Genomic DNA, 18,154 nt, shown 5'->3' with positions numbered 1-18,154 from the left:
GTCACTCGCCGCGCAGTCGAGACTGCAGGTCGTCGCGCTGTGCGGCGCGCCTGGCGTCGACCTGGGCGATTTGGTCGTTGACGTTGATGCGCAGCGTCTTGAACAGCACCATTCCGAGGGGGATGGCGATGAGCACACCGAACACGGCGGCAACCAGCGGTGGGACCTTCACACCGATGAGGATGCCGAGGCCAAAGATGGCCAGAGCAATCGCCACGACGAGGGCGATGCGCGCCAGTGAGTAGAGCACCACAGCGAGGATCAGCGTCTTCGCGGTTGCCGGGGCCTGCTGATCGGTCGGTTCCTCAGCGGGTCGTTGATCTGTCATACCTCTCAGGGTACTTCGCCGTGAACGGCAGTCGCGACATCGATCCCAAAGACCGCCTAACCAGGACAAATAGAAGAATCCGCTCCTCCAAACGGAGGACGAAGAAACCGAACTCATCCGACATTACGGACTCTTTACCAACTCCTGACTGTTCGAGCAATCGGCACTTGGGGGTGTACTCCTGTTGGTATGGCCGAAAAGGCCTGTACGTCCGCTACCGAACGAGGGGAATCCGATGACTGCCATCGCCGACAACAATGCGGGGCTGATCACGCCCGCTTTGGCCACCCAACACAACCTGACCCCCGGCCAGGTTGCCGCCATGTTTAACGTCAACCCGAAGACCGTCGCCCGCTGGGCGTCGTCGGGTGTGCTGAAGTCGATCCGCACTCCGGGAGGCCACCGCCGCTTCCGCGAGGCCGACGTGGTCGATCTGCTCAACCACTCCTAAGTCACTCCACAGCCCTGCCCCGGTTCAGGTGGCACCGACCTCTCCCCCGAGCGGTGTCACCTCAACCGGGGCAGTGCTGTTTATCCCCAGAGTTTTTCCCGCAATTGCCCCTTTTCTGTCACATCCGACACGAACGCTCCGACCTTTCCGTCACCGATCGCGGCGTGTTGTGATGGATCGATCGAATCGTGACAGAAAAGGGAAGATCGGCGGAGCCGCGGCGGGGCGACGTCCCCAGGTACCCTGGGAAGTCAGGGTCCGGAATGTGTAAGTAGAGGAGGCATCCGCGATGGCATACCTGATCATGATCGCGATTGTGATCGCTGCGGCGTACCTCTCGTGGCGGCTCATGCAGAGCCAATCGGTTGAGAACGGTCAGCCGCGCGGCTCACGCCCACCAGCTCCGAAGGGGCCCGACGACGATCCGGACTTCCTCCGCACGCTCGGTCACTAGAAACACTCGCGGCCCCACTCGAAAGAGCGGGGCCGCGAGAAGTTAGCGAACTTTGTCTTACAGGCCAGCGTAGGAATGCAGGCCGGAGACCACCAGGTTGATGGCGAACAGGTTGAAGATCAACGCCACAAAGCCTGCAACGTTGACCCACGCGGCGGCATTGCGCCAGCCAGCGGTTGCGCGGGCGTGCAGGTAGGCCGCATAAATCACCCAGGCAATGAACGACACCGTCTCCTTGGGGTCCCAGCCCCAGAATCGGCCCCATGACGCCTCGGCCCAAATGGCACCGCAGATAATGCCCAGACCAAACAGTGGGAAGCCGATGACCGTGCACTTGTAGGCGGTCCGGTCTAGAGCGTCCGCGCTCGGCAGGTGAGCGGTCAGTCGGCGAATCGATGCACCGAACCCGGTGGCCCGCTCGTCGGCGCCGTCGACGGTCGGCCAATTGGTGCGAACCAGGTACAGGATGCTCGCCACACCGGCCACCAGCAGCACACCCGAGGCGATCGAAATGATCGAGACGTGAATCGCCAGCCAGTACGACTTCAGTGCGGGCACCACCGGCGCCGCCTGCGTGTACAGGTAGCGGCCCCCGATAAACATCAGCAGCACGACGGGGACGAGCACAAAGCTCAGCAGCGGACGTGCTTCGCGCTTGCGCAGCACCACAAGTCCCGCGCCGACGCAGGCGAGGCAAGTCAGCGAGATGAACTCGTACATGTTGCCCCACGGGGCACGCTCGGTCGCAAGACCGCGCAGCACGATGGACGCGAGCTGAGCGGCAAAGCCAACCCAAACAACCGGGTAGGCCATCGCTGCGAGCTTCTCGCCGAGACTACGACGCGGGGTCCGGTCGGCGACCTTGCCGGGGACGCGATCGCCAGCCGATGATCCACCGACCGAAGCGCCGACCAATTCTTTGGCCTCCGCCTGATCTTCGATCTTCGCGTAGCGGGCCGCGGCCAGCGATCCCAGGAACATCAGCATCGCAATCACATAGACGGTGATGCTGGTGGCATAGAACCAATCCGAATACCGCGACAGCGTCTCGTTGACGTAGCCGACTGTGACCTCGTTCATGAACGAATCCTCATCTCATTCCGCAACCGGTGCCGCAATCTCATAGCGTGCCCCGGTTCTTTGGCGCTTCGGTGGAGAAGAGCCCGCGAGCTTGCTCCTCGAATCCATCGCCCCAGCCAGCCTGGTCCGTCCGGGCCAGGCCAGCCACCTCTACTACAGTACGTCGTTGAGTGCCGTCGGCAACAGGCACTAGGCGAGCCCAAATTCGACGACGGCGAATCATCAGCGATACGACCAGCCCCAACACCATGGCGACCGCCGAAATTAGGACACCGAGCTGCGCCGGATCGTGCGATACCTGAATCGACACCCACCGCTCGTACCCGTCGAAGCGAACGTTGGTTCCGTCGGGCAGCGTGGTGTCGGCACCGACGGCAAGGTTCACCGACGACTTCTGCTTGAGCCGACCTTGATCGATCAACTTTTGGTCGAGTTGGTACACGTTTTGCGGGAGCCCGGTATCCAGGCCAGTGTCACCCTGGTAGACGCGGATGGCGACCATCGGCTTGTTCGGTACCGGACCGCCGGAGTCGAGGATCCCCTCGTGCGGGAACACCGCGTCGGGCGCGAAGAGACCCTCGATGGCGATCTGATTCTTACGACGATCGTCCTCGTTCGGGAACATCCCCGCGGGGGTGTCGAAACGGACAGCGCCCTCCGACAGCATGGTCTGGGTGCTCTGCGGGATGAACGGCTCGGTCATCGTGCGCTTCTCCCCGTTCGGGAAGGTCACGGTGAACGTCGGCGCAAAACCGTTGCCGAGCACGTATACGCGGTCACCGGCGATACGCAGGGGGTTGTTGACCTGGACCTGCGTTGTCGGCCAGGTGTCGGCTGGCGCACTCATGTCCGTCGTGTGGGCGATCTTGGCGTCGTACATGTCGGGCTGACCGGTCTGCAAGAAGGTCGCCTTGAAGTCGTCGATGCGGATGCAGAAGGGTTCGAGGCCCGTGCCGTCGACCATTGAGCCCGCCCGGAATGAGTCATAACCCGCCGTCGACGTATTGCACAGCACCTGTTCGCCGTCCGCGACCAGCGTGCGACTGCCCTCGTAACCGAAGAGCTTGCCGAAGGCGATGGTGATCAGCAGCGCCAGCAACGCGAAGTGGAAGGCCAAGTTGCCAAACTCGCGAAGGTAGCCCTTCTCCGCGGAAACTTCGACGGCGCCTTCCGGATACCGCGCCGACGGCTCAACCTCACGCACCACGGTTCGCCACCCGCGGAGATTGGTGTCGATCCGCTCGGCGATCTCGGCGGGCTCACCGTCGACGGTGTCGGTAATGTGCCGCGGCAGTCGCGCCAAGTTGCGGGGAGCCTTCACCGGCTTGGTGCGCAATGCTTGGTAGTGCTCCCAGGTGCGGGGTGTCAAACAACCGACCAGCGAAATAAATAGCAAAACGTAGATGGCGGTGAACCAACTCGACGAGAAGACGTCGAACAGTTGGAATCGGTCCATCCACACGCCCCACTCGCCCTTGTCGGCGATGTACTCGAGAGTCTTCGACTCGTTGAGATCACGCTGCGGGAGCAGGGCACCCGGAATTGCCGCGAGGGCCAGCAGGAACAGCAAAGCAAGTGCGGTTCGCATGGACGTGAGACCACGCCACACCTTGCGGAGCGGGGTCACAACGAACCGATTGAAAACCGAACGCTTGGGTACTGACGGCTCACTCATACGGGCAACTCCACATTGCTAATGAACGCGAACCGAATCCAGTCGATGAATTCGGTCCACCAGCCGGTCACCAGCATGATGCCGACCAAGATCAGGAACACGCCGCCCACAATCTGGATGGTGCGCGCGTGCCGGCGAACAAAGGTAAGACTCCGAACGGCCCACGCCGACGAGAACGCCAGGAGGACAAAAGGAATGCCAAGGCCAAAGCAGTAGGCCGCAACCAGGAGCGCACCGCGGGCCGGGGTGTTCCCGTCGGTACTCATGGCCACGCCAATCACGGCACCCAGCGTGGCGCTGCTGCAGGGGATCCATCCGATCGCGAACACGGCACCGAGGATGGGTGCGCCGATCACGCCCGAATATCTGCGCGGTGTCATGCGTTTATCGCGCTGCAGCCACGGAATCATCCCAATGAACACCAGGCCCATGATGATCGTGAAGACGCCGCCAATGCGTTGCATCAACTGCAGTCGGTCAGTGTCGAGGAACAACGACGTTGCCCCAAACAGCGCTACCGTCGCCAACACATAAACAACGGTGAAGCCGAGGACGAAGAGTCCGGCGGCTCCGACGACCCGCCAGCGACCGTCCTTGCGGCCTTCGTCAACACCCACCGCGGGGGCCTCGGCTCCGACCAGCCCCGCCAGGTACGACAGGTAACCGGGAACCAGCGGAACCACGCAGGGCGAGGCAAAAGAAATCAGTCCCACCAGCACACAGACGCCGAGTGCGAGCAGCAGTGGGCCGCTCGTGACCGTTCCGGCGAAAGTGGAGCCCAGATCGGCCAAGTGGGTTTGGGTCATCGAGAAGCCGACCCTTCGGCCGCCACCTCATTGATGGCGGCGGTGAGCTCGGTCTCGGTGATCGCCCGCAGGTACACCTTCGCGGGTCGGTGCTGCCGATCAAGGATCACCGTTGTCGGAACCACGCCGACCGGAACCCCCAGGGCTGCCAGGTTCTGACCGCCGTAGTCGAAGATTGACGGGTACGGAACCTTGCGGTCACTGACGAAGTCTTGCGCACGGGACTTACTGTCCCGGAAGTTGATGCCGACGAATTGCACGCCCGCAGCCTTGGTGTCCTCGAACGACTTTTCCAACTCGCTGAACTCGGTGCGGCATGGCGGGCACCAGGAGGCCCACACATTCACCACGACCACCTTGCCCGCGTAATCCGACAGCTTCACGGTCTCACCGGTGACCAAGTTTTCGCCCTGGACGGTGCCGATGTCCTTCCGCGAGCTTTGGTCGTATTCGATGACCGTCTTGCCATCCGGTGAGACGAACTGATTGCCGTTGGCCTGCGCCACAGCGTCGTCCCCGGTGCTGCAACCGGCGAGCACGGCTACACCGACGACAAGCGTTCCGAGCACCGCTGCCACACGCTGCCCCCGCTGCCGGGCGGTCATGCTCCGGTGACCCTGGGGTCGGATTCGCCAGCCGGTTCCGAATAGACGATGTCGACCAGGGCGTCGTCGTCGAAGATCAGCGATGTCAGCGAAGCGAGGGAACACTGGCGGACGCGGGGGTCGTGCCAGAGTCGCTGCCCTTCCAGGAATCGGCGCAGCGTGTAGACCGGCAACTGGTGGCTCACACAAACAGCTTCGTGACCGCGTGCGGCATCCCGCGCGGTGTTGGCCGCAGCCAGCATCCGGTGTGCGATCTGAATGTACGGTTCACCCCACGACGGCGTGAAGGGGTCGCGCAGTTTCATCCAGTGGCGGGGCTTGCCGAGGGCACCATCTCCGACGGCCACCTTGAGGCCCTCAAACTGGTTTTCCGCCTCCAGAAGGCCGTCGAGCGGGGTGATCGGCAGGTCGTGTGCCAACGCGATCGGCGTCGCGGTTTCCTGTGCGCGTTGCAGCGGCGAGGCGAAAACCGCGGTGATGTCATGGTCGGTGAGGGCGTCGGCGACGATCTGCGCCTGCGCGGCACCCGTGTCCGACAGGTGGAATCCGGGGAGCCGACCATAAAGGATGCCCTCGGGGTTATAAACCTCGCCGTGGCGCATCATGTGGACGATCGTCTTCATCTAGGATCCCTCCCCGGGATTACGTGCCGCGGCCGCAGCTGCGGCGGCCGCCGGAAGCGCCTCGGCGATGATTGAGAATGCTTCATCGTCAAGTGCTGCGGAAACAAACCACGCTTCAAACGCGCTGGGCGGCGGGTAAACACCGCGAGCGAGAAGGGCATGGAAGAACGGGGCAAACCGCCAGGTCTGCGTGGCCTTGACGCCGTCATAGTCGACAATCGGTTCGCTCTGGTCGGCATCGGGGTCGGTGAAGAAGACACTGAACAGGTTGCCGGCCTTCTGTACTCGGTGGCTCACGCCAGCTTCGGTGAGTGCATCACCGATCAATGCGGCCAGACGGGCGGCGTTGGCGTCGAGCGCGGTGTAGACGTCGGCGGTCGCAGCACGCAGGGTCGCCAGACCCGCGGCAACGGCGACCGGATTCCCCGAAAGGGTTCCAGCCTGGTAGACGGGACCATTGGGAGCCAAGTAATCCATGATCTCGGTGCGTCCGCCGAACGCGGCGGCAGGCAAGCCCCCGCTCATCACCTTGCCGAACGTGTAGAGATCACCGGCGACGCCGTCAATGCCGTAGTAGCCGGCCGGGCTCACCCGAAACCCGGTCATGACCTCATCCATGATGAGGAGGGCACCGTTGTCCGACGTCACCTTGCGGAGGCCTTCGTTGAACCCGGCGACCGGTGCGACGGCACCCATGTTTCCCGCTGCCGCTTCGGTAATGACAGCGGCGATGTCAGATCCGTATTCGGCGAAGACACGCTCCACGGCGGTGATGTCGTTATACGGCACGACGATCGTGTCGTGGGCGGCCGCACCGGTCACCCCGGGCGAAGTCGGCAGACCGAGGGTCGCCAAACCCGAGCCAGCGTCGGCAAGCAGTGCATCGACGTGACCGTGGTAGCAGCCCGAGAACTTCACGATCTTGACGCGACCGGTAAACCCGCGGGCCAATCGGACCGCAGACATGGTGGCCTCGGTCCCGGAGTTCACCAACCGCACACGCGACACGGGGTCGACGCGGTCAATGATTTCTTCGGCGAGTTCAATCTCGGCTTCGGTGGGCGCGCCGAACGACAGACCGGTGGTCGCGGCCTTCTGCACGGCTTCGACGATCGCCGGATGCGCATGCCCGAGAATCATCGGGCCCCACGAACAAACCAGGTCCACATAGGTGTTGCCGTCCGCGTCGGTCAGTTCCCACCCGTTGGCCGAAGCCATGAAACGCGGGGTCCCACCGACGGCGGAAAACGCCCGAACCGGGGAATTCACGCCGCCGGGAATTGCCTGCGACGCCCGCTTGAACAGGGCCGCGCTCACCGCAGTGTTCGTGACAGAAGCATCGACAGGATTGGCCATGGCCTCCAGTGTTCCAAAACCTGGCGGCTCCGCCCAATCGCAGCCGCCAACGTCACACTAAAGCGGGCGCTGGGATCAGCGCATTTGGGCGGCGACGGCGGCGGCGATAGCCTCTTGGCCTCGCTCGTTCGGGTGCATTACGACTGCCGTGTCGGCACCGTATTGCGGTTCGATCCAGCGAGTTCCCCGGGCAGCGCAGGCATCGTGCCCGGCAAAGGGTCGCTCAAGGTCGACATAGGTGACACCGGTCGCTTTCGCGGCCGCGCGCACGGCGGCGTTGAGAGCCGCTTCGATCCGGTTCACATAGTCGAGGTCCCCGTCCGCGATACCGACCGCGGGGCGGCAGGTGCGGGCCGCAGGCATCAGTCTCGGATATCCGACGATGAGGACCTGCGCACTGGGTGCCCGTCGACGGATCTCGGCCAGGGTGGCGGTGACATCGGGCTGGGTATGCGTGGCGATCGCGCGGAATGGTTTTCGCCCCAGCGCACTGGTGCATGGGGAGCCCGTCGGATCATCTTGCGCCAACCGCGTGCACTCACCGACCAAGGTGGTGAATAGCGCCCCATCGTTGCCGCCGATCATCACCGTCACATACTTCGCGGACGTGCTCAGCGAATCCAGTTGGGGGCCGACGCCGTCGTACTGGGCCACCCGGAAATCCTCGGTGGTCGCGCCAGCGCACGACACATCGGTGACCGTCAGCTTCCGGGTCGCAGCGATACGTTCGCCGAAGTTGGCTTGCGCGCGCTGACACATCACCGGCGAATCCTCGACCAGCGGGGTGGTTCCCGCACCGGAGGCAAAGCTGTCACCGAGGTGCACCAACTGCGGACCTGCGACCGGTGCGGGCGAATTGGCGACAGTGTCGTCGTCGTCCGGGGTGGCGTCAATGATCCAAATCGCACCGGCCGCCACGGCGACAACGGCGGCGAGCGCAGCGAAGGCCGGAAGTACGACGGTCCGGAACCTCGACTCGCTCGCCACAGCTAGCTGCGTCCTTTCGGCGGCAACCCCATCTTGACGGCGAGATGCGCTTCGGTCAGCTCCGCGCGCAATCGGTCCACATCACGTGCCCACGCCTGCGCCAATTTGCCGCTCTTGAGTCGGACGCCAATCCCGCGTCGACGTCGAGGCACCGCCGGGAGCTCACCGAGGGCCCGGGCACTCTCCCATTCGTAGGTCTCGTTGCCGTGGTTCTCCGGAAAGATCTTCACGATGTCGGCGAGCGCGACGGTCTCCGCCCCCTGCGTCAGTGTGGTTTCGGTGAGCGTCACCGAGACGTGCTGTCGTGCCGCGAAGACCTGCAGGATCGAGAAGCCGATGAGGACCACGCCAAAGATCGTGAGGACTTCCCAATGGATCCGCCCCTTGCCGAGGATCTCCATCACCAGCGTCGCAATGATCAGGACCGGTCCGATCGCCACCACCCACCAGCTTCCGCCGGGCTCATAAAAGAGCGTCTCCCCGGGATCAACAGGTTCTGGCTTGTCGACCGGTTCGTTCGGTGTTTCCTCGGTGTCGACCTCGTCGCTCGCAGCGTCGTCGGAGGACTGCTCGTCGATGTCAGCGTTCTTCTCGGCTGAATCATCCTTTTGCTGCGGTGAATCGTCCTTGCCGCTGGCCACTAGTTGCAGTCTCCGGTACCGAGTTTGCACTTGAACCACGCGTCGGCCTGCGGCCGGTAGGCCAGCACCGAACCGCACAGTCCGACGACGGCCGACGCCAGCACCAGGGCCAGGCCCCCGCTTTGGAAGCCAATGGTTAACGGCAGCAGCATCGCCGCCACCACGCAGGTCAGGGCAGACAGCGACGACCGCCACTGCACGGCACCCCGGTAGGTCTTAGCCCCCAGCAGGAGGTAGGCGACACCGAGGATGATCACGAGAACGTCGATGGCGAGGACGCCGAAATCGAACCCGAAGTTCACTACGTCGTCGATGATGCCGAGCACGCCAAGTGCGATCAGCAGCACGCCGGAAAGCATCCACAGTCTCAGCGCCCACACCACGAGGGTCGGGCGGGCATGCGGATCCGGGCGGGGAGTTCTCCTCCGCGGGGCAATTTCAATCATCGCAAGTCATTCTGCCCGTTGGGGTCACGCCAGGGCAGATTCTGGACCGGCGAGTTGGGGTCCGGCCAACCGGGCCCGCTTGGCGGCGGCTGCTGTCGATTGCGTCGCCGTTGTGTGCGGTACTCCGACATGCTGCGGCAGTACGCGGTGCTGTCACGGTGCATCAAAGCAATCAATGCACCGAGCGCGCACACGCCGCCCAGGATTGACGGAATCATGCCCCACGCCGGCGGCTCGGGCAGATCGGAATTCGAGGTCGAGGTGCTGAAAAGTGCAACGAGGGCGAAAGCGAGGTCGACGGTCAGGAACGCGCTCGCCCAGCCGAGCAGGAGCCGAGCCCAGTTGTGTCCGGCATAGGTAAACCACATCAGGATTCCCGCGATCGCCGAGAGGACCACGGCAAGCAAGACCAGGGTCACGATCACCATCAGCGTGGTGTTGTTCACCAGCGACGGCTCGTTCATTTTCTTCGCGACATCTTCGAGTTGTTGCTCGGAGCTGGCTTTGAGGACGTTAAACTTCGACGCCACCGCCACAATCTGCAGGACGATTACGGCAAACCAGAGCTGCACGCCGAGCACAATTGTGTCCGGGCGTTGAGGGCGCGCGTCCACGGGCACGTGGGGCGATCCGGGAGCGGTCATGACACCAGCCTAATCACGATCGGAATTCAGCGGCGCTGCAACCGGCGCGCGATACCTGTCGCCGCGTAGGTGAGCACGATGGATGCGCCAGCGCGCACGATCGACAACACCGCCTCGTCGATGGCCGCATCGAAATCGATCCATCCGTTGCTAGCGGCTGCGGCAATCATCGAGTACTCGCCACTGACCTGGTAGGCCGCAACCGGGGAGTCCGTGCGGTCGGCGACGTCGCGAACGATGTCGAGGTAGCTCATGGCAGGCTTCACCATCACCATGTCGGCACCTTCCTCAAGGTCGGCGAGGAGTTCGCGGGCCGACTCGTGCCGGTTAGCCGGGTCCTGCTGGTAGGTGCGGCGGTCGCCGACGAGCGACGATCCGACGGCCTCGCGGAAGGGCCCGTAAAACGCCGACGCGTACTTCGCGGTGTAGGCAAGGATGGCCGTGTCGATGAAGCCTTCGGCGTCAAGCGCGTCGCGGATGGCTGCCACCTGACCGTCCATCATGCCGCTGGGCCCAACCACGTGGGCACCGGCGCTGGCTTGCGCGACGGCGAGCTTTTCGTATCGCCGCAGGGTGGCATCGTTGTCGACGGTGCCCGACGCAGTCAGCACACCGCAGTGACCGTGGTCGGTGAACTCGTCGAGGCAGGTGTCGGCCATGATCACGGTGCTGTCACCGAGGTCGGAACGCAGTGAGCCGAGGGCCCGATTGAGGATGCCGTCGGATCGGTCGCCGACCGAACCAGTCGCATCTTTATCTTCCGCCTTCGGAACCCCGAACAGCATGAGCCCGCCGACGCCGGCGGCCACGGCATCGTCGGCCGCGGCGCGCAGCGAATCCATGGTGTGCTGGTGCACGCCCGGCATTGACGAAATGGCGCGAGGTTCGTCGATTCCGTCGGCAACGAACATCGGCAGCACCAACTGCGCCGGGTCTAGCCGGGTTTCGGCGACAAGGCGCCGCATCGCGGGTGAAGTGCGCAATCGACGGGGCCGAACCACAGCGGGACGACTTTCAGGACCGGTCAATTTACTACCTCACTTCACCACTTCACGAGCTCAGGAACGCGAACGACGCGACTTCTTACGCGGCGGAGGCAGGGCCCCCTCGGCGCGCAATTGCGCGGCGTGCGCGGCGAGCGCATCGACGAGCTCCACAATCGAAGCGTTCTCGGGGCGCACGTCCACGCGCAAACCGAACTCGATGGCCGTCTCGGCAGTCTTCGGCCCGATGCACGCCACGATGGTCCGCGCGTGCGGCTTGCCTGCGATGCCGACCAAGTTTCGGACCGTCGAACTGGAGGTGAAGCACACCGCGTCGAAGCCACCGGTCTTGATCATTTCGCGGGTGGCTGCTGGTGGCGGTGCCGCCCGAACGGTGCGGTACGCGGTCACGTCATCAATCTCCCAGCCGCGTTCACGCAAGCCTTCGGAGAGGGTTTCGGTCGCGATGTCGGCGCGCGGCAGCAGGATGCGGTCAACGGGGTCAAAGACCTCGTCGTAGGGCGGGAACGAATCCAACAGACCCAGCGACGACTGCTCGCCGTCGGGAACCATGTCGGGTTCAACACCGAACGAGCGGACCTTCGCTGCGGTACCAGCCCCAACGCAGGCAATCTTGACGCCGGAGAACGCGCGGGCATCCAGGCCGAACTCGGCGAACTTCTCCCAGACGGCGCGAACGGCGTTAGTCGAAGTGAAAATGACCCACTGGTAGCGGCCATCCACGAGACCCTTGACGGCGCGTTCCATCTGCGCGGGGCTGCGCGGCGGTTCGACGGCGATCGTCGGCACTTCCTTGGGGATGGCACCGTGCGATTCGAGACGTTCGCTCATGTCGACGGCCTGTTCCTTGGTGCGCGGCACCAGGACGGTCCAGCCATACAGGGCGCGCGATTCCCACCACGAGAACTTGCCGCGCTGGCTGACAACCTTGCCAACCGTCACCACAAGTGGACCGGTGAGGGCGTTGCCCATTTCGTTGACGGTCGCGAGCGTCGCCTCAATGGTTCGCTGCGCACACGTGGTGCCGTTGACGGTGATGGCGACCGGAGTCTGCGGGGCCAGTCCGTGTTCGGTGAGGGCACTGGCAAGCTCGGCCAGGTGACCGGACGTGGCATGCAGGACCAGCGGGCCGGGCGCGGCGGCCAGGGCCGGCCAGCTCACATCGCCGCGCACATCGGCGACGGTGTGACCCGACCCCAGTGGCATGCCTGCGAAGCTCGGGACAGCGGACGCTGCGGAAATACCGGGCAGCACCTCGAACGGGACGCTAGTGCGGGCCACCGCGGTGACCTCGGCGAGTACGGCATCCGAACTCATCGGATCACCTGCGACTACGCGAATCACGTTGACCCCGGTCTTGGCCTCGGCAACGAGCGCCTTGGCGACCTGCGCCGGATCTCCCAGCGCGGGCTTGCAAACCTCCGGTGCGTCTTCGCTCTGCTCGGCGGCGGCCTTGCGACCAGCGCGCGTCGGCGGCTGTTCGTCCACGGCGTGCGCCGAACCGATGACGGCCAGCACACCGGCTGGCACGTCGGGATCCACATAGGCGGTCGTCGCGTTCACCAGGACTTCTTGTGCTCGCACGGTCAGCAGATCCGGATTACCGGGACCCGACCCCACGAACAGGATCCGGCCAGGATTAGCATTCTTCGTACGGCTCATGCGTTCGCACTCTCCTGCCCCGCCCCCGGGGCTGCAGTTCGTTCCTATCCCGCCACATCGGGATAAAGGTTCTCCTGCACGAGCGTCGACCGCGACCTACGGTCCCTTGGGGACCAAAGCCGCAGCACCGAGCTCGAGCAGTTCGGCGGCGAGACCTTTGCCGAGTTGTGCGGCCTGATCGACCGGGCCCACCACCGAAGCCCGGATCACCTCGGATCCGTCCTCGGCCGCCACTACCGCGCGGAGCGACAGTTCGGCGAAGATGCGCCCGTCCTCGTCGATCGAATCGACCACCTCTGCCAGTGCACCGACCGGCGCGGTGCACCCGGCCTCAAGGGCCGCGAGTACCGCACGCTCGGCATCAACCGCTGCGCGGGTGGACGGATCGTCCAACTCGGCGAGAATTCTCACCAGTTCAGCATCATCGGAACGACATTCCACTGCCAAGGCACCCTGCGCCGGAGCAGACAGCATGACCAATGGATCAAGTGCCTCGGTAACCACATCGGCTCGACCGATGCGTACCAACCCGGCTCGGGCTACCACAACGGCATCCAGCTCACCGCTCGCGACTTTGCCTAACCGAGAATCAAGGTTGCCTCTTAGGGGGCGAATTTCCAAACCGAGACCCAGTGCTCTAAGCTGTGCGGCCCGTCGCGGCGACGATGTGCCGATCACGGACCCCGGCGGCAGTTCGCCCAGCACCAGATTATCCCTACTGACCAGCGCATCTCTGGAGTCGACGCGGGGCGGAACGGCACCCATCGCAATGCCATCCTCCGGCGCTGTCGGAAGATCCTTGTACGAGTGGATTGCGACGTCGCATTCCCCCTCGCGCAACGCCAGTCGGATGGCAGTCGTGAACACACCGACACCAATCTGGGCGACCGGTGCCGTCGAGGTATCGCCCGCCGTACTGATGATGACCAGTTCCGCGGGATGACCGGCCTCGGTCAGTTGATCGGCCACACCCTGCGCCTGGGTGGTCGCCAGGAGCGACCCGCGAGTACCGATGCGGATCGTCCGTCCGAACGCTCCCGCAGGTACCCGGTCACCGGTCGCTTGCGGAGAAGAATCTTGCACGATGATCTCGTCCTATCTGTGGGATCTGCAACTGACCAAGATCGACTCAGCGCAGGTCTTCGATACCCGAATCGGAAGCCGAAACCGATTCCGCAGCACCAGGTTTCAGTTCAAACAGCTCTCGCAGGGCTTCAGCATAATGGTCGCCGCGGCCCGACGACGCCAACTGCTTAACGCGAACGGTCGGTGCGTGAAGCAACTTGTCGGCCACACGCCGCACAGCATTCGAAACCTCGTCGCGCTGAGCATCGTCCAAGCCGGTCAGCCGCCCCTGTAACCGCAGCAACTCCGCCTCAACCACCTCCGCGGCCCGCTGACGCAAGGCGGCGACAGTCGGCGTTACTTCGGCTTGCCGTTGCAACGCCAAATAGGTGGCGAGTTCGCCAGCGACGATCGACTGCGCGGCGAGCGTGTCGGCCTCGGCCGCACGCGCCTGCTCATCTCCCCGCAAGCCCTCAATGTCGACGATGTGCACGCCAGGCAGACGACCGGCGGCCGGGTCCACGTCACGCGGAATCCCAAGGTCGCAGATCATCATCGGCGCCGGGTTGGCGCGGTGTTTCAGCGCCGAGTGCACGTCACCGACCTGGACAACCGCGCTCACCGAACCCGTGCAGGTCACCACGATGTCAACGTCGGTCATGCTGGCGGCGATGTCGTCGAAGGTGACTCCGCGCGTATTGATCCCGTACTTTTCGGCGACGGTTGCCGCGACCTCGGTGGCCCGGGCCGCCGTCCGGTTGACGACCGTGATGTCGGTGACGCCGTCGTTCGCCAGTTGGCTGGTCGCCAACGAACCCATGGCACCCGCACCGAGCACCACAGCTTTTCGCATGGGCGGCTGATCGGCTCCGCGAATGGTTGTCGCTCGATTCACCGCAACCGACACCACGGAGGCGCCAGCCCGGTCGATACCGGTTTCGGTGTGCACCCGCTTACCGACCCGAAGCGCCTGCTGCGCCAGTTCGTGCAGGGTGCTGCCTGCAGCGCGATGGTCGTCGGCCTCGGAGTAGGCGGAGCGGATTTGGCCGAGGATCTGCTGTTCCCCGACCACCATGGAGTCCAAGCCTGCGGCCACCGTGAAGAGGTGCTCAACGGCCGCTTCCGAGTAGCGGACGTAGGCGTGGTCGGTGAGTTCGGCGACCGTCAGACCGCTGAAGTCCCCGATGACCTGACCGACGGCCTCCAAGGCGGGGTGGAAGGCATCGACCACCGCGTAAATCTCGACACGATTGCACGTCGAAACCAGCATGGCTTCGGAAACGGTGCGCGTAGACAGGAGCGCGTCAACCAGCTTGGGTCGGTCGTGATCGGCAACCGAGAGTCGTTCGAGCACCGACACGGGGGCACTTCGGTGGGACACGCCGAACAACAACACACTCACAGTGACAAGCCTCCCGCCCGCGGATCTTCACCGCGTCAGCGGATACTGAAGACCACCCACTGGCGCTCTTTTTGCTTTCCAATTCCCGTCGGTCGACCGGATGGACACAGCCTCCAGAGTAGGTCAACGTAATGTCGGCGCGCACGCGCCCTCCTCGCCGCCGGAATCGCGAAGATCGTGCCGCCCACGTACCGAACTACTGGCGCAGGGCATCAAGGTCGGCACGAAGACGTCGTTCGTCGACCTCCCAGTAGCTGTGTTCCCGCCCGTTCAGGACGACCACGGGGACGCGATCGCCGTACTCCGCACGCGGAAACTTGTCGCCTTCCGCAGCACGCTGGTCGACGTCGACGACAACGGGGGTCAGATCGTAGTCGGCCAGGATGACAGTCAATTCTTGGTGTGCCCGGGCACAAGCCGTGCATCCGGCGCGGGACATCACTTCAACAACGGCTTCCACACTTGCAAGTGTAGAGAAGATCACTCTGCGGTCGACGTAGGCTCGGGGCGAGGCCGTCGGTCCCGCGATAGGCTGAGTGCCAATCGTTTCCATGGCGAAGGAGGTGGCTTGTGAGCCGCAATTCGATGGACCATTCCGATTCCGACGATGGACTCTTCGCTGATCCCGAATTTCCCGACCTCGACAGCGACCTGTCGTCCGACGAAGCCGACGAACTCGATGCCGATGCTCACGAAGCAGCCGAGCTTGAAGCTGAGCAGTTCGACATCGAAGAGCACGAGGACGTTCTCGAGGATCGCGATGGCGGTCTCATCGAGGTCGGCGTCGAACTCAATCCGGAAGAAGCCGCTGCGGCGGACCGGGACGCCGAGGCCCGCCGGGTTGCCGAATGGCTCAGCGAGCGGGCAGGGCGTTTCCGTCAGACCGCTGGCGAACTCCGTCAGACTCTCGCCGGTGAGGCAGCCGCGAAAGCCGCCATCGAATCACTGCGCGCCCGCACCCCAGATACTGATGGCGGCCAACACACCGACCTCACGGCGGCCGCATTTTTCGACGTGGACAACACGCTCGTTCACGGGGCGTCCATCGTCTTGTTTGCGCGCGGGTTAGCGTCGCGAAACTACTTCTCGTACAGCGACATCATGAATTTCGCCTGGCAGCAGGCCAAGTTCCGGATCACCGGCAGGGAGAACGCCGACGATGTCGCCGAGGGCCGCGACAAGGCACTGTCGTTCATCGCGGGCCGTGAGACCTCCGAACTGGTCCGATTGGGCGAGGAAATCTACGACGAGTACATCGCCGACAAGATTTGGCCCGGCACCGCCGCCTTGGCTCAGCGTCACCTTGACGCCGGTCAACAGGTTTGGCTGGTGACCGCAACGCCGGTCGAACTAGCTCAGACCATCGCCAAACGTCTTGGCCTGACGGGTGCGCTGGGGACCGTCGCCGAGAGTGTCGATGGAGTCTTCACCGGCCGTCTCGTCGGAGACATCTTGCACGGCCCGGGTAAGGCGCACGCCGTCCGCAGTATCGCGGTGCGCGAGGGCCTGAACCTCAAGCGCTGTACCGCCTACTCCGACTCCCACAACGACGTCCCCATGCTGTCGCTGGTCGGAACGGCCGTCGCAATTAACCCCGATGCCGACCTACGCGAGATCGCCCGCGTCCGCGGCTGGGAACAGTACGACTTCCGCACCGCCCGCAAGGCCGCCAAGTACGGCGCGCAAACCGCGGCGGTCGTAGGCGCAGCTGGCGGTGCCGCCGCCGTCGCAACGAAGGTCCTGCGGCACCGCTCCTGACCCTTCTCGCATGATGCGTCGATTCCCGCACTATGTCCGACATAGTGCGGGAATCGACGCATCATGCGAGAACGGGCGGGAGCCCCTAGCCGAGGTAGACGCTGCCGCGGCGGCTGAGCATCCGGAAGAGGGTCTGTTGGATCTCTTCGCGGACGTGGTCGGTGAGATCGAAAACAACCATCGGGTCGTCGGCGGCCGACTCGTCGTAGCTATCGGTCGCGATCGGCTTGCCAAAGTGGATGTGCCACTTCGACGGAAGCGGAACCGCCCCGAGGGGGCCGAGGAGCGGAAATAGCGGGGTGATCGGGAAATAGGGCAGCCCGAGTGCCCGCGCGACCGGCTTGAGGTCGGCCAGCATCGGATAGATCTCTTCCGATCCGACGATCGACACCGGGACGATCGGGGCCTTCGTCCGGAGGGCGGTCGTCACGAAGCCTCCGCGCCCAAAGCGCTGCAGCTTGTAGCGGTCTTTGTACAGCTTGCCAATGCCCTTGTACCCCTCGGGCCACACCGCCGTGAGTTCCCCGCGCCGCAGCAGGGCGTCGGCGTCGTCGTTGCAGGCCAGGGTTGCCCCAATGCGTCGTGCCACATCTCCGACCACCGGTGCGTCGAACGCCATGTCGGCAGCCAACAACCGCAAGTAGCGCTGGTTTGGGTGATTGTCGCGGACGGCAAGGGAGGTGATCATCGCGTCGATCGGAATTGATCCGGCGTGGTTGGCGACAAGCAGCGCGCCGCCGGAGGTCGGCAGGTTCTCAATTCCGGTCACTTCGACGCGGAACCACTTCTCGTAGAGTTGCCGAATCGCCGGGAACCACACCGATTCGGCGAAGTGCGGGTCGAAGCCAAACTCGTCGACCGAGTAGTCACCGGTCATGCGTTCGCGGATGAAGCCGCTCGTCGAGATCAGCGTGTCCGCCACCGCACTGCGCAGTCCACCGAGACTGAACAACGGCGAATTGCGGACCTCCGCGACCGGAGCTGTCGGCTCATCGCTGAGATCGATGCCCTCGTGAATGGGGGTCACGTCGGCGCCCTGCCAATTGTTGAGGTCGGTGCCCGAGTATTTCGTAGCTTGCCGATGGACATGGGGATCGGTGTAGAGCGAAATGACCTTCGCAGTACGTGGATCACCCGGTTTACCAGCTGTCGCCATCTTCTACACCC

20 protein-coding genes are annotated in these 18,154 nt (G+C 64.1%); 3 read left to right on the top strand and 17 right to left on the bottom strand.

What is annotated here, in order from left to right:
• Nucleotide 1: 1 nt before the first annotated feature.
• Nucleotides 2-328, bottom strand: a complete 327-nt coding sequence (locus tag AC1L34_RS16985) for a DUF4229 domain-containing protein (RefSeq protein ID WP_424294043.1) — start codon at nucleotides 326-328, stop codon at nucleotides 2-4.
• A gap of 235 nt (nucleotides 329-563) precedes the next feature.
• On the opposite strand from AC1L34_RS16985, the gene AC1L34_RS16980 reads away from it, so the two are divergent.
• Both AC1L34_RS16980 and AC1L34_RS16975 read left to right on the top strand, forming a co-directional pair.
• Nucleotides 564-779: a BldC family transcriptional regulator gene (locus AC1L34_RS16980; RefSeq protein WP_424294042.1), complete on the top strand. Its 216-nt coding sequence runs from the start codon at nucleotides 564-566 to the stop codon at nucleotides 777-779.
• A gap of 289 nt (nucleotides 780-1,068) precedes the next feature.
• Nucleotides 1,069-1,233, top strand: coding sequence for a hypothetical protein (locus AC1L34_RS16975; protein ID WP_424294041.1), 165 nt, complete (start codon nucleotides 1,069-1,071; stop codon nucleotides 1,231-1,233).
• Between the two features lie 57 nt (nucleotides 1,234-1,290).
• On the opposite strand, the gene ccsB is transcribed toward AC1L34_RS16975, so the two are convergent.
• From ccsB to AC1L34_RS16900, 15 genes are all read right to left on the bottom strand, one after another.
• Entirely contained in the window at nucleotides 1,291-2,313 is a 1,023-nt protein-coding gene (gene ccsB, locus AC1L34_RS16970) for a c-type cytochrome biogenesis protein CcsB (protein ID WP_424294040.1), read from the bottom strand.
• 40 nt (nucleotides 2,314-2,353) lie between these two features.
• A complete protein-coding gene (resB, locus tag AC1L34_RS16965) occupies nucleotides 2,354-3,988 on the bottom strand; it encodes a cytochrome c biogenesis protein ResB (RefSeq protein ID WP_424294039.1) in 1,635 nt (544 codons plus the stop codon).
• Nucleotides 3,985-4,794, bottom strand: coding sequence for a cytochrome c biogenesis CcdA family protein (locus tag AC1L34_RS16960; protein WP_424294038.1), 810 nt, complete (start codon nucleotides 4,792-4,794; stop codon nucleotides 3,985-3,987). The genes resB and AC1L34_RS16960 overlap by 4 nt, the downstream gene beginning before the upstream one ends.
• Nucleotides 4,791-5,399: a TlpA family protein disulfide reductase gene (locus tag AC1L34_RS16955; protein ID WP_424322270.1), complete on the bottom strand. Its 609-nt coding sequence runs from the start codon at nucleotides 5,397-5,399 to the stop codon at nucleotides 4,791-4,793. Before AC1L34_RS16955 ends, AC1L34_RS16960 begins: the two co-directional genes overlap by 4 nt.
• A complete protein-coding gene (locus AC1L34_RS16950) occupies nucleotides 5,396-6,022 on the bottom strand; it encodes a histidine phosphatase family protein (RefSeq protein ID WP_424294036.1) in 627 nt (208 codons plus the stop codon). Before AC1L34_RS16950 ends, AC1L34_RS16955 begins: the two co-directional genes overlap by 4 nt.
• Nucleotides 6,023-7,378, bottom strand: a complete 1,356-nt coding sequence (gene hemL, locus AC1L34_RS16945; protein WP_480034960.1) for a glutamate-1-semialdehyde 2,1-aminomutase — start codon at nucleotides 7,376-7,378, stop codon at nucleotides 6,023-6,025.
• Between the two features lie 75 nt (nucleotides 7,379-7,453).
• Complete coding sequence (locus AC1L34_RS16940; RefSeq protein WP_424294034.1) at nucleotides 7,454-8,365, bottom strand: SGNH/GDSL hydrolase family protein; 912 nt, start codon at nucleotides 8,363-8,365, stop codon at nucleotides 7,454-7,456.
• A 2-nt stretch (nucleotides 8,366-8,367) separates the two neighbouring features.
• Complete coding sequence (locus AC1L34_RS16935) at nucleotides 8,368-9,006, bottom strand: DUF3093 domain-containing protein (protein WP_480034959.1); 639 nt, start codon at nucleotides 9,004-9,006, stop codon at nucleotides 8,368-8,370.
• Complete coding sequence (locus AC1L34_RS16930; protein WP_424294032.1) at nucleotides 9,006-9,452, bottom strand: hypothetical protein; 447 nt, start codon at nucleotides 9,450-9,452, stop codon at nucleotides 9,006-9,008. Before AC1L34_RS16930 ends, AC1L34_RS16935 begins: the two co-directional genes overlap by 1 nt.
• Nucleotides 9,449-10,096, bottom strand: a complete 648-nt coding sequence (locus AC1L34_RS16925; RefSeq protein WP_480034958.1) for a hypothetical protein — start codon at nucleotides 10,094-10,096, stop codon at nucleotides 9,449-9,451. Before AC1L34_RS16925 ends, AC1L34_RS16930 begins: the two co-directional genes overlap by 4 nt.
• Nucleotides 10,097-10,122: 26 nt before the next feature.
• Nucleotides 10,123-11,061: a porphobilinogen synthase gene (gene hemB, locus AC1L34_RS16920; RefSeq protein ID WP_480035344.1), complete on the bottom strand. Its 939-nt coding sequence runs from the start codon at nucleotides 11,059-11,061 to the stop codon at nucleotides 10,123-10,125.
• 93 nt (nucleotides 11,062-11,154) lie between these two features.
• Nucleotides 11,155-12,762 (bottom strand): bifunctional uroporphyrinogen-III C-methyltransferase/uroporphyrinogen-III synthase, encoded by a 1,608-nt coding sequence (locus tag AC1L34_RS16915; RefSeq protein ID WP_424294029.1) that lies wholly within the window; start codon nucleotides 12,760-12,762, stop codon nucleotides 11,155-11,157.
• A 96-nt stretch (nucleotides 12,763-12,858) separates the two neighbouring features.
• A complete protein-coding gene (gene hemC / locus AC1L34_RS16910; protein ID WP_424294047.1) occupies nucleotides 12,859-13,782 on the bottom strand; it encodes a hydroxymethylbilane synthase in 924 nt (307 codons plus the stop codon).
• A gap of 109 nt (nucleotides 13,783-13,891) precedes the next feature.
• Nucleotides 13,892-15,229 carry a glutamyl-tRNA reductase gene (locus tag AC1L34_RS16905; protein ID WP_424294028.1) on the bottom strand — a complete coding sequence of 446 codons (1,338 nt, stop codon included), beginning with the start codon at nucleotides 15,227-15,229 and terminating at the stop codon, nucleotides 13,892-13,894.
• 196 nt (nucleotides 15,230-15,425) lie between these two features.
• The gene (locus AC1L34_RS16900) at nucleotides 15,426-15,668 is read right to left on the bottom strand and encodes a glutaredoxin family protein (protein ID WP_424294046.1); all 243 of its coding nucleotides are present in this window, start codon (nucleotides 15,666-15,668) and stop codon (nucleotides 15,426-15,428) included.
• A 131-nt stretch (nucleotides 15,669-15,799) separates the two neighbouring features.
• Here AC1L34_RS16900 and AC1L34_RS16895 point away from each other — a divergent pair, with 131 nt between their 5' ends.
• On the top strand, nucleotides 15,800-16,987 hold the full coding sequence (locus tag AC1L34_RS16895) for an HAD family hydrolase (RefSeq protein WP_424294027.1): 1,188 nt from the start codon (nucleotides 15,800-15,802) through the stop codon (nucleotides 16,985-16,987).
• Nucleotides 16,988-17,072: 85 nt separating this feature from the next.
• Here the strand turns inward: AC1L34_RS16895 and AC1L34_RS16890 are convergent, their stop codons facing one another.
• The gene (locus AC1L34_RS16890; protein WP_424322271.1) at nucleotides 17,073-18,143 is read right to left on the bottom strand and encodes a lysophospholipid acyltransferase family protein; all 1,071 of its coding nucleotides are present in this window, start codon (nucleotides 18,141-18,143) and stop codon (nucleotides 17,073-17,075) included.
• Nucleotides 18,144-18,154: the final 11 nt, after the last annotated feature.

It is taken from the genome of Gordonia sp. 34D (assembly GCF_056682775.1).
Note: the sequence above shows the minus strand (reverse complement) of the source record. Positions and strands in the feature narration are given on the sequence as shown.

Coding starts and splice junctions, on each gene's coding strand:
- AC1L34_RS16980 (WP_424294042.1), top strand. CDS start 564: ATGACTGCCATCGCCGACAACAATGCGGGGCTGATCACGCCCGCTTTG.
- AC1L34_RS16985 (WP_424294043.1), bottom strand. CDS start 328: ATGACAGATCAACGACCCGCTGAGGAACCGACCGATCAGCAGGCCCCG.
- AC1L34_RS16915 (WP_424294029.1), bottom strand. CDS start 12,762: ATGAGCCGTACGAAGAATGCTAATCCTGGCCGGATCCTGTTCGTGGGG.
- AC1L34_RS16925 (WP_480034958.1), bottom strand. CDS start 10,096: ATGACCGCTCCCGGATCGCCCCACGTGCCCGTGGACGCGCGCCCTCAA.
- hemL (WP_480034960.1), bottom strand. CDS start 7,378: ATGGCCAATCCTGTCGATGCTTCTGTCACGAACACTGCGGTGAGCGCG.
- ccsB (WP_424294040.1), bottom strand. CDS start 2,313: ATGAACGAGGTCACAGTCGGCTACGTCAACGAGACGCTGTCGCGGTAT.
- AC1L34_RS16900 (WP_424294046.1), bottom strand. CDS start 15,668: ATGTCCCGCGCCGGATGCACGGCTTGTGCCCGGGCACACCAAGAATTG.
- AC1L34_RS16975 (WP_424294041.1), top strand. CDS start 1,069: ATGGCATACCTGATCATGATCGCGATTGTGATCGCTGCGGCGTACCTC.
- AC1L34_RS16955 (WP_424322270.1), bottom strand. CDS start 5,399: ATGACCGCCCGGCAGCGGGGGCAGCGTGTGGCAGCGGTGCTCGGAACG.
- AC1L34_RS16950 (WP_424294036.1), bottom strand. CDS start 6,022: ATGAAGACGATCGTCCACATGATGCGCCACGGCGAGGTTTATAACCCC.
- AC1L34_RS16960 (WP_424294038.1), bottom strand. CDS start 4,794: ATGACCCAAACCCACTTGGCCGATCTGGGCTCCACTTTCGCCGGAACG.
- hemB (WP_480035344.1), bottom strand. CDS start 11,061: ATGCGGCGCCTTGTCGCCGAAACCCGGCTAGACCCGGCGCAGTTGGTG.
- resB (WP_424294039.1), bottom strand. CDS start 3,988: ATGAGTGAGCCGTCAGTACCCAAGCGTTCGGTTTTCAATCGGTTCGTT.
- AC1L34_RS16890 (WP_424322271.1), bottom strand. CDS start 18,143: ATGGCGACAGCTGGTAAACCGGGTGATCCACGTACTGCGAAGGTCATT.
- AC1L34_RS16930 (WP_424294032.1), bottom strand. CDS start 9,452: ATGATTGAAATTGCCCCGCGGAGGAGAACTCCCCGCCCGGATCCGCAT.